General features: G+C 73.7%; 10 protein-coding genes. 5 read left to right on the forward strand and 5 right to left on the reverse strand.

The window, feature by feature from the left end; all coding sequences use genetic code 11:
* Positions 1 to 45: 45 nt before the first annotated feature.
* Positions 46 to 1,221, reverse strand: coding sequence for a glycoside hydrolase family 76 protein (locus ACFUVW_RS16455; RefSeq protein ID WP_430572396.1), 1,176 nt, complete (start codon positions 1,219 to 1,221; stop codon positions 46 to 48).
* Between the two features lie 204 nt (positions 1,222 to 1,425).
* Between ACFUVW_RS16455 and ACFUVW_RS16460 the strand changes: the two genes are divergently transcribed.
* Positions 1,426 to 2,145, forward strand: a complete 720-nt coding sequence (locus ACFUVW_RS16460) for a ThuA domain-containing protein (RefSeq protein WP_430572397.1) — start codon at positions 1,426 to 1,428, stop codon at positions 2,143 to 2,145.
* Positions 2,146 to 2,212: 67 nt separating this feature from the next.
* On the opposite strand, the gene ACFUVW_RS16465 is transcribed toward ACFUVW_RS16460, so the two are convergent.
* Together ACFUVW_RS16465 and ACFUVW_RS16470 are read right to left on the reverse strand one after the other, a co-directional pair.
* Positions 2,213 to 2,884, reverse strand: a complete 672-nt coding sequence (locus tag ACFUVW_RS16465) for an AIM24 family protein (RefSeq protein ID WP_430572398.1) — start codon at positions 2,882 to 2,884, stop codon at positions 2,213 to 2,215.
* Positions 2,885 to 2,962: 78 nt separating this feature from the next.
* Positions 2,963 to 3,613 carry an NUDIX domain-containing protein gene (locus ACFUVW_RS16470; protein ID WP_430572399.1) on the reverse strand — a complete coding sequence of 217 codons (651 nt, stop codon included), beginning with the start codon at positions 3,611 to 3,613 and terminating at the stop codon, positions 2,963 to 2,965.
* Between the two features lie 158 nt (positions 3,614 to 3,771).
* On the opposite strand from ACFUVW_RS16470, the gene ACFUVW_RS16475 reads away from it, so the two are divergent.
* Entirely contained in the window at positions 3,772 to 4,530 is a 759-nt protein-coding gene (locus tag ACFUVW_RS16475; protein WP_430572400.1) for a DeoR/GlpR family DNA-binding transcription regulator, read from the forward strand.
* Positions 4,531 to 4,579: 49 nt separating this feature from the next.
* On the opposite strand, the gene ACFUVW_RS16480 is transcribed toward ACFUVW_RS16475, so the two are convergent.
* The gene (locus ACFUVW_RS16480) at positions 4,580 to 5,032 is read right to left on the reverse strand and encodes a tRNA (cytidine(34)-2'-O)-methyltransferase (RefSeq protein WP_430572405.1); all 453 of its coding nucleotides are present in this window, start codon (positions 5,030 to 5,032) and stop codon (positions 4,580 to 4,582) included.
* A gap of 148 nt (positions 5,033 to 5,180) precedes the next feature.
* On the opposite strand from ACFUVW_RS16480, the gene ACFUVW_RS16485 reads away from it, so the two are divergent.
* Together ACFUVW_RS16485 and ACFUVW_RS16490 are read left to right on the forward strand one after the other, a co-directional pair.
* Complete coding sequence (locus tag ACFUVW_RS16485) at positions 5,181 to 6,293, forward strand: alcohol dehydrogenase family protein (RefSeq protein ID WP_430572401.1); 1,113 nt, start codon at positions 5,181 to 5,183, stop codon at positions 6,291 to 6,293.
* Complete coding sequence (locus ACFUVW_RS16490; protein WP_430572402.1) at positions 6,280 to 7,326, forward strand: proline racemase family protein; 1,047 nt, start codon at positions 6,280 to 6,282, stop codon at positions 7,324 to 7,326. Before ACFUVW_RS16485 ends, ACFUVW_RS16490 begins: the two co-directional genes overlap by 14 nt.
* 9 nt (positions 7,327 to 7,335) lie before the next feature.
* Here ACFUVW_RS16490 and ACFUVW_RS16495 read toward each other — a convergent pair whose 3' ends face one another.
* A complete protein-coding gene (locus ACFUVW_RS16495; protein ID WP_430572403.1) occupies positions 7,336 to 8,535 on the reverse strand; it encodes a hypothetical protein in 1,200 nt (399 codons plus the stop codon).
* 225 nt (positions 8,536 to 8,760) lie between these two features.
* Here ACFUVW_RS16495 and trpS point away from each other — a divergent pair, with 225 nt between their 5' ends.
* Positions 8,761 to 9,879 (forward strand): tryptophan--tRNA ligase, encoded by a 1,119-nt coding sequence (trpS, locus tag ACFUVW_RS16500; protein WP_430572404.1) that lies wholly within the window; start codon positions 8,761 to 8,763, stop codon positions 9,877 to 9,879.
* Positions 9,880 to 9,979 lie beyond the last annotated feature (100 nt).

Raw genomic sequence — 9,979 nt, forward strand, 5'->3', positions numbered from 1 at the left:
CGCGAGAGGTGCTCTCCCGCGGGCCCGGCTCCGCCTCCGGACGAGCTACTCCGCCGGCATGTTCGCCATCAGCGCGCTCAGCGCGCTGGCCTGGGTGCGCCAGTCGAAGACGTTCTCCCGGCCGGTCGCGGCCGACCCCGCCCAGCTCAGGCCGAGCCGGTCGTCGGCCGTGCGGGCGTGCGCCCAGACCGACGCCGCCTGGATGTGCAGGAACCGCTCGTACGGGTGGTCGGGCAGAGAGTCGGACAGCTCGTCGACGTAGCGCACGAAGATGCCCTTGAACTGCTTCTGGTTGTCGTCGCACGTGCCGTCGGCCTCGCAGCTCTCCGTGAGGATGCCGTCGGCCACCAGCGCGGGGCTGCTGGTGCCTGCGTCGGCGGCGTCGCGCGCGGCCGCGAGGACGTCTGGGTCGCCCGTGGCCCGGTACAGCTCGAGCCCGGCGCCCACGACGAGGCCCTGGTTGTACGACCACACGGTGCCGCCGTTGTTCTCGCAGGAGTCCGTGAGGCCGTCGTTGATCAGCCCGTCGTCGTTGATCATGCCGCTGCCGGCCAGCCAGTCCCAGCCCGCCTGCGAGCGCTCCAGCCACGGGCTCTCGCCGGGGACGCGGTTGGCCAGCTCGGCCGTCAGGCGTACCCACAGGCCGTTGGTGACGGCGTTCTTGTAGGTGCGCTCGTGGTTCCACCAGATGCCTCCGCCGCAGGTGGAGGTGTCCCAGTACCCGTGCATGAACTCGCCGATCGTCTCGGCCATGTCGAGATACTTCTGGTCGCCGGTGAGGTCGTAGGCCTGCACCCACGCCAGGCCCCACCACCCGGCGTCGTCGATCGCGCGACTGGTGAAGTTGCCCCAGATCTCGTCGCTGGACATCTCGCCCGCGGGGAAGGGGGCCTTGTTGCGCTCGAACGTGCGGTCCACCTGCGGCAGGTAGCTGGTGTCGCCGGTGCGCTGCATGTACTCGATCACGGTCTCCGTCGCGACGGCGGAGTTCCACCAGCTCGACGGCCACCAGGCCTTCTCGGGGTCGTAGTCGTCCATGAGCACGGCCGCGGCGCGGGTGGCCTTCGTCCCGGCGCCGGGCTGCGGGTGGCCGCCGCCGGCGGCGGCCGCGCTCGTCGCGCCCAGCCCGGTGGCGGCGAGGGCGGCGGCGGCGAGCACCGCGGCCGCGCGGCGCACGCGGTGACGGCGGGGAGGGGTCGTGCGGGCGGAGCGAGCAGGCATCGTTGTCCTCTGGCTTCCTGACGGCGGGCGCCGTCGAGTGACTCGGGCGACAGTGACCGTGCGCCGAACAGCCCACCACAGCGGTCCCAGGATGCAAGCGACGCCCGCGGCGCGCCGTGCATCGCCGGAATGGGCCGTCACGCCGTGAGCGGTTCCGACCGCTCGGTGGCTGCGGACGGGTGCGGCCGGGCAGGATGGGGCGTCGTGACGACGACGCGCGACTCCCGACCAGCCCGCATCCTGATCCTCGCCGGCCGCGGCCGCCACGAGGACCCCTGGCACGACCATGCGGCGACCTCCCACCGGCTGGCGCTGGTGCTCTCGGGCCTGGACCTGGCGACCGGCGCTCCCGACGTCGTCGTGCGCTCGACGTTCCCCGACAGCCTCGACGACCTGGACGGCGTCGACCTGCTGGTCGTCAACGCGGGCACGCCGTGGCCGGGGCTGCGGGAGGCCGGGATCGGGCCCGACGACGCGGCGTGGGCGCCGTTCCACGCCCGCCTCGACGCGTGGGCGCGTGCCGGCGGCCGGGTGCTCGCCGTGCACCAGGCGGCGAACGCGTTCGGCGACCACCCCGAGTGGGAGGAGGTGCTCGGCGGCCGGTGGGTGCCCGGCACCTCGATGCACCCGCCGCTGGGCCCGGCCACGGTGCCGCTGGCGGTCGGCGCGCACCCGATCACCGAGGGGCTGGGGGCCGTCGAGGTGGTCGACGAGCGGTACTGCCACCTCCGCGTGGCGCCGTCGTCCCAGGTGCTGGGCTGGGTGACCGGCGACGACGGCGAGCGGCACCCCGCCGTCTGGGTCACGGAGGCGCACGGCGGCCGCACCGTGTACAGCGGGCTGGGGCACGACGTGCGCGCCTACGACTCCTCGTCGCACGCGGAGCTGCTGCGGCGCGCGGCCGCGTGGCTGCTGGAGGGCTGAGACGTGCGCGTCCTGGGCGTCGGCGCGTTGTTCGTGCTGGTGGCGATCGTGGCCACCGGCCCCGGCGTCAGCCCTGGGTCGGCAGGGGGTGGCCCTCGGAGGCCTGCACGACGACGATGCCCTGGCCGGTGAGCCCGAGCTGGTACGCCTCGCCCGAGCCGCGGCCGATGGCGGCGCCGAGCTTCGCCGTCTTGCGCACCGTGCTGGTGAGCGACGTGGACCAGAGCACCACGCTCTGCATGTCGACGTAGGTGGGCTCGTCCACCTCGAGCACCACGGGGGTGCCGTAGGCGGTGACGGCGAGCGCGCCCGAGCCGGTGAACGTGGTGTTGAACAGCCCGCCGCTGAGCATCGAGGCGCCCTGCACGCGGTTGATGTCCCAGGTCAGGGTGCTCTCGAACGCGAGGATGTTGCTGCCGGAGACGGTGACGCTCTCGTTCTCCAGGTACAGCACGAACACCTCGTCGGCGTCCTGGGCGAGGAAGACGTCGCCGCCGCCGGAGACCTTCATCAGCGACATGCCCTCGCCGGTGAACGCCTTCTTGAACAGCTTGGTCATGCCGCCGGCGCCCTCGTACGCGAAGTCGACGTCGCCCTGGTAGGCGACCATCGACCCCTGCTTGGCGTAGAAGAACCCGCCGGAGCCGGCGAGGTCGACCTTGAGCATCCGCGGGTTGACGAGCTGAAAGCTGCCGGGCTCGCCCTGCGGCTCGGTGTGGTGGAAGAGGCTGCTGCGCATGGTCGCCATCCTGCCGTCCGGCGACGGCGGGGGCATCCGCCAGGAGGATGAGGTCGGGCGGCCGGGGTCGGCCAGGAGTCAGCCACGGAGCGCCCACCACTGGAGCAGCATGATGGTCTTGCCGTCCACGATCCGGCCGTCGTGGATCATGGCCAGGGCGTCGTCGCGGCGGAGCTCGACCGCCTCGATGTCCTCGCCCTCGTAGGCAACCCCTCCGCCGGGACCGACGCGGTCGCGGGGCGTGTACGGCGCCGCGTAGAAGTGGACCTTCTCGGTGACGGAGCCGGGGCTCATGTACGCGGTGAAGACGTGCTCGACCGGCCCGACCGCGACGCCGAGCTCCTCGGCGACCTCGCGGCGGATCGCGGTCTCGGGGTCGTCGTCGTCCAGCAGGCCCGCGGCCGTCTCGATCAGCATCCCGTCCGGGTGGTCGTTGACGTAGGCCGGGAAGCGGAACTGCCGGGTGAGCAGCACGGTGGACCGTGCGTCGTCGTGCAGGAGGATCGTCGCGCCGTCCCCGCGGTCGTACGTCTCCCGCTCGAGCGTGCGCCAGGTCCCGTCCCGGCGTCGGTGGTCGAAGGTCGTGCGGCGCAGCACGTGCCACCCCTGGGAGGTGAGCTCGACGTCGCGCACGACAACGTCCGGGTTGCGGCGCAGGCCACGCCCGGCCCGGTCGAGGCCCGTCCGGCCGCGGTGGTCGGGGACGTCGACGCCGGGGCGCCCGGTCATCGGGCCGCCTCCTCGAGGCGGCGCAGGTTGGCCTCCATGGCAGCGGGGTCGCCGTCGGTGCCGGACCGGTACGGCCCGGCGAACAGGATCAGCAGGGGTCGGTTCATGCCCGTAGACTAGACACAAACATGCAGAACTATGAAGAAACGAGATTCACGATGCTCGCTGCCGAGAGGCGTGCCCACCTCCTCGAGACCCTCCGCCGCGACGGCAAGGTGGTGGCCAGGACGGCCGCGGCCGAGCTCGGCCTGTCGGAGGACAGCATCCGGCGGGACCTGCGCGAGCTGGCGGCCGAAGGGCTGTGCCAGCGCGTCTACGGCGGGGCGCTCCCGGTGTCCCCGGCGGTCGCCGACTACGCCGGCCGCCGGCAGGTCGCGGTGGCCGGCAAGGAGCGCGTCGCCGCGGCGGCCGTGCGCCTGATCGACCCGGGCAGCACGGTGATCCTCGACGGCGGGACGACGGCGCTCGCCGTGGCCCGGGCGCTGCCTCCCGACCTGTCCTGCACCGTGGTCACGCACAGCCCGACCGTCGCGACAGCCCTGGTCGAGCACCCCGTCGCCGAGGTGTTCGTGCTCGGCGGCCGACTCTTCAAGCACTCCGCGGTGGCGAGCGGCGCGGCCGCGGTCGAGGCCGCGCAGCGGATCTCCGCGGACCTCTTCCTCCTCGGCGTCACCGGCATCCACCCCGACGCCGGGCTGACCACCGGTGACGCGGACGAGGCCGCCATGAAGCGGGCTCTCGCCGCGCGCGCGGCCGAGACCTACGTGCTGGGCTCGTCGGAGAAGATCGGCGCCGCGTCGCCGTTCGAGGTGATCGGGTTCGACGCCGTCGCGGGCGTCGTCACGGACGCCGACCCGGGCTCCGAGGTGGTGGGCAGGATCGGCGAGCTCGTCCGCGTCGTGCGGGCTGAGACCTGACGCGGGAGAACGTGCACGATCGTGCGCGCGCGGCGCGACCGGTCCGTGATCAGACGGCGCCGGGGAAGCCCGCCTGCCGCCACGCCTCGTAGACGACGATCGACGCGGCGTTGGTGAGGTTGAGCGACCGGCGCCCGGGCAGCATGGGGATCTTCACGCGGTCGGTGACGCGGGGGTGGTCCATCGCCTCGTCGGGCAGGCCGGTCGGCTCGGGGCCGAAGAGGAGGACGTCGCCGGGCCGGTACGCGACGTCGGTGTACGTCGTCGTCGCGTGCGCGGTGAAGGCGAAGACGCGCGCGTCGGGCAGGGCGTCGAGCGCGGCGTCGTACGTCGGGTGCACGTCCATGACGGCGAGATCGTGATAGTCCAGCCCGGCCCGCTTGAGCTTCGCCTCGGACAGGTCGAAGCCCAGCGGCTCCACGAGGTGCAAGCGCGCGCCGGTCACGGCGGCGAGGCGGATGGCGGAGCCCGTGTTCCCCGGGATCCGCGGCTCGTAGTACACGACGTGGGCGAACGGGGACGGCTCGGGGGAGACCGGTGGCGTGGGCGGGAGCTGGTCGGGCACGGCCCCGATTCTCCCACCGGTCGCCGGGGGCCCGGGCGACGTGCTCCCGATGACGCCGCGGGCCTGGCGCCCCTAGGCTCACGTGATGGGGGAGATTCCGGCGGTGATGAAGGCGGTCCAGCTCGTCGGCCACGGTGGCCTCGACCGGCTGGTGTACCGCGAGGACGTGCCCACCCCCGCGCCCGCGGCGGGCGAGGTGCTGATCGACGTGCACGCCTGCGGCATGAACAACACGGACGTGTGGGTCCGCGAGGGCGCGTACGGCACGGAGACGGACCCGGGGTCCGTCTCGACGTGGAGACGCGGGAGATCGACCCTCACCTTCCCGCGCGTCCAGGGCGCGGACACCGTCGGCGTGGTCGCCGCCGTCGGTGACGGCGTGCCCGCCGACCGGGTCGGGCAGCGCGTGATGGTGGACTTCTCGCTCTACCACCGGCCGGAGGGCGACGACAGCCTGGCCGACATCGACTACATCGGGCACGGGCGTGACGGCGGGTACGCCGAGTACATGACGGCCCCAGCCGAGAACGCGTACGAGATCACGGCGGACCTCTCCGACGCGGAGCTCGCGACGTTCTGCTGCGCCTACCTGACCGCGGAGCAGATGCTCGACCGGGCGCGGGTGGGCGCGGGGGAGCGCGTGCTCGTGACGGGGGCGTCCGGCGGCGTCGGGTCGGCGGTCGTGCAGCTCGCCCGCGTGCGCGGCGCCGTCCCGTACGCGGTGACGAGCGCCGGCAAGGAGGCGGCGCTGCGGGAGATCGGGGCTCAGGACGTCGTGCTGCGCGACGTCGACGACCTCGTCGCGGAGGTGGAGCGGGTGGTGGGCGGGCCGGTCGACGTCGTCGCCGACCTGGTGGCCGGGCCGATGTTCAACGACCTGCTGCGTGTCCTGCGGCCCGAGGGGCGGTACACGACGGCGGGCGCCATCGGCGGGCCGGTCGTGCAGCTCGACCTGCGCACCGTGTACCTCAAGCAGCTCGAGCTGCACGGGTCGTCGCAGGGCACGCGCACGGCGTTCCGGCGGCTGGTGCGCTACATCTCCGACGGCGAGATCCGCCCCCTCCTGGACCGCACGTTCCGGCTCTCCGCCCTGCACGACGCGCAGCGCGCGTTCTTGGCGAAGTCCTACGTCGGCAAGCTCGTCGTCGTGCCGGACCGGCACTGGGACAGCGTGGGGGCACGGTATGCGCAGCCGTGAGCGCACCATCGAGCTGATCGACGCGCAGTCGGGCGGCGACGTCAGCCGGGTCGTCATGTCCGGCGTCGAGCCCCTGCCCGGGCGGACGGTGCTGGAGAAGGCACGCTTCCTGGAGCAGCAGGGCGACGGGCTGCGCCGACTGCTGCTCTCGGAGCCGTACGGCGACCCCGCGATGTCGGTGGACCTGGTCGTGGAGCCCAGCGACCCCCGGGCGCAGGCCGGCTACGTGATCATGGAGGCGATGGGGTACCCGCTGTACTCGGGCTCCAACACGATCTGCACGGCCACCGCCCTCCTGCAGAGCGGGGCCATCCCGCTGCGCGACGGGGACGGGTTGCAGGACGTGACCCTGGAGTCGCCGGCGGGCCTCGCCCGCGTGAGCGCCCGGGTGATCGACGGGCGGGTCGTGTCCATCACCACCGAGGGCGAGCCGGCGTACGTGGCCGACGAGGCGCTCAGCGTCGAGGTGCCGTACCACGGGGACGTGCTGTTCGACCTGGTCTGGAGCGGCGCGTACTACGCCCTGGTCGACGCGTCGCGGTACGGGTTCGACATCGGCCCGACGGAGCAGGTCGCGCTCACGGCCTTCGGGGATGCGTTCGTGCGCGCGGCCCGGCCCGGCCTGCGCCAGGAGCACCCCGACCTGGGCGACGTCGGACCGCTGCCGTTCGCGCACTTCATGGGCCCGTTGCGCCGGGCCGGGGACGACCGCTGGGAGTCCCGGTCGGCCACCTACGTGCACCCGGGCGTGCTCTGCCGCAGCCCCACCGGCACCGGCACGTCGGCGCGCCTCGCCCTCATGGCCCAGCGCGGGGAGATCCGCGAGGGCGAGTCGCTGGAGACGATCTCGCCGCGCGGCAGCCGGTTCGTGGGCACGGTGCTCGAGCGCACGCGGGTGGGCGACTACCCCGCGCTGCGCTCCGCCGTCACCGGCTCGGCCCGGGTGATGGCGCGGTCGCAGGTGACGGTGGACCTCGACGACCCGCTGGTGGACGCCTCCGACCTGGGGCCGTTGCTCACCCCGCCGGCCTGAGGGCGGCGATCAGGCGTCGTCCTGCTCGGCCGCGGCCGTCTCCGACCCGGGCGCCCCGCCCCTCGTGCTCACGACCTCGCCGTCGGTGGAGTAGTCCACCGAGCCGTCGTGGTAGTCGTCGTCGACGTAGGTGCGCACCAGGGGCGCGGTGGGCTTCTCGCCAGTGATGACGAGCCGCTCGACGTAGAACGACGGGCTGTCGGTGTCGTCGATGCCGGTGAGCCGCTGCGTCTCGTCGTACAGGGCGGGCAGGGCGGCCCAGTCGATCGCGGTGGCGTCGAAGACCTCCCGCGGGACGTCCTCGGGCTCGGGCTGGATGAGCGACGCGCCGGTGTGTACCGCCTCCCCGTCGCGGAACTCCCACTCGTCCGTCGTCGTGGCGCCGGGGGACGTGGGGGCGGTGACCCTGACGGACTGGTCGTAGACGTACACCTGGGTGACCTCGCCGCCCGACAGCGCGAGCACCGCGTCGATCGCCGGCTCCAGGTTGCCGGGCGTGAACATGGAGGTCTCGGCGGCCGCGGCGGCGTCGTGCTCCGCGCGGACGGCGTCGATCGAACGGGTCTCCAGCAGCCGGCCGGCCTCGTCCCACGCGGGGTAGAGCGCCGCGGCGAACCCGAGCACGGCCAGCACGGGGAAGACCACGAACGGGATGTGGCGGATGCCGCCCGCCGAGCGGCCGCGGTGCGGGAGCGCCCAGACCTCGGCGTCGCGCAGCTCGCGGACCTGCCGGTCGGTCTCGGCACGTCGTGCCCAGTCGAGGTCGGGGGCGTCGTCGAGCACGACCTCAGGGCGCTCGGGGTCGAGCTGCGTCACGACGACCACCGCCCCCGGCTGCACGGACGGCAGCCGGGCCAGGTTCACCAGCTGCCGCACGGTGGTGCGGTACGGCCCGCGCCCCTGTCGGGGGACGACCAGCAGCTCGATCTCGCACACCGGCTGGTCGTTGATGCTCGACCCGGTGGCCTTGATGCCGGTCACCCGGGCGAGCGCCGTGCGGCCCGCGGCCTTCGCCGCCGCCACCTTCTTGGGGTCCGCCAGGCCCATGCCGCCCATGACGCTGCCCATGATGGTCAGCGGCAGGGCGATGCTCGCCACCACGATCGCGACGACGAGGAGGGTGCCGTAGAGCGGGTCTCCGGTGAGGGCGTCGCCGAGGATCGACGCCGCGAGCACGCCGAGGGACAGAGCGAACACGCAGCGGATCACGGCCGACATTCTGCCCTGTCGCCCGGGGCATTCACGAACCCGGCCGGGTCCCGCGGCGGCCCGGGCGTAGCATGGCGCCATGACGACGCGCGCGTGCTGGTGGTGGCTGCCTCCGCAGCCCTGACCCGACGCGCCCACGTCCCCGTCCCGAGCTGCTCGTCGCAGCCGGGACGCCTCTGTGTCCGGACCGGACCGACGGGCGGCCTTCCCCGAGGAGCCGACCCGATGACCGCACCGACCGTCCTGACCACCCCCACCTCCGCCCCCGCCCCGGTGACGGCGAGCGCCGCCGTCGCGCAGGCTCGCTCCGCCGAGATCGAGGTCGAGCTGGCCCGCGACCCGGGCCGTTTCCGCGTCCTGACCGGCGACCGGCCGACGGGCGCCCTGCACCTGGGCCACCTGCTCGCCACGCTCGACAACCGGGTGCGCCTGCAGGACGCCGGCGTCGAGGTCGTGCTCGTCGTCGCCGACTACCAGGTCATCACCGACCGCGACGACGCGGGCGACCTGCCCGCCGTCGTGCGCGAGGTGGTGCTCGACTACCTCGCCGCGGGCATCGACCCGGCGCGGTCCACGGTGTTCACGCACTCGGCCGTGCCGGCGCTGAACCAGCTGCTGCTGCCGTTCCTGTCGCTGGTGAGCGTGGCCGAGCTGGAGCGCAACCCCACCGTCAAGGCGGAGGCCGCGGACGCCGAGAAGCGGCAGGGGCGCGGCATGTCCGGCCTGCTCTTCACCTACCCGGTGCACCAGGCGGCGGACATCCTGTTCTGCCACGGCAACCTCGTGCCCGTGGGGCTGGACCAGCTGCCGCACCTGGAGACGACGCGGACGGTCGCGCGCCGCTTCAACCAGCGGTACGCGGCCGCGACCCCGTACTTCCCGGAGCCGGACGCGCTGCTCACGCCGTCGCTCACGGTGCTCGGGAACGACGGCGCCAAGATGAGCAAGTCGCGCGGCAACGCGCTGGAGCTGCGCGCGACGGAGGACGAGACCGTGCGCTTCTTCCGCCGTGCGCGCACCGATTCCGAGCGGCACATCGCCCACGACCCGGAGGGCCGGCCCGAGGTGGCGAACCTGCTGCGCATCGGCGCGCACTTCGCGGGCACGACGCCGCAGGAGCTCGCCGCGTCGGTGGGCGGCGCCGGGGCGGGCCGGCTCAAGGAGGTCGTCACCGAGGCCGTCGTCGAGGGACTGCGCCCGCTGCGCGAGCGACGGGCCGCGCTGGCGACCGACGGGCCCGCCGTCGTGCGCGACGTCCTCGCCCGCGGCAACGCCCGCGCGAACGAGGTCGCCGAGCGGACGCTGGCCGACGTCCGCGACCTCATGGGCACGGTCTACGCCTGACCGCCGAGGTAGTCCCGAATCTCGCGAGGTAGTTCACGAACCGGCGAGGTAGTCCAAAGATCCGACTACCTCGCCGGGAGAGGTTCGGGCCCGCCGGTGC

This window comes from Isoptericola sp. NPDC057391, from assembly GCF_042668085.1.
In the GTDB taxonomy this organism is placed as follows: domain Bacteria; phylum Actinomycetota; class Actinomycetes; order Actinomycetales; family Cellulomonadaceae; genus Isoptericola.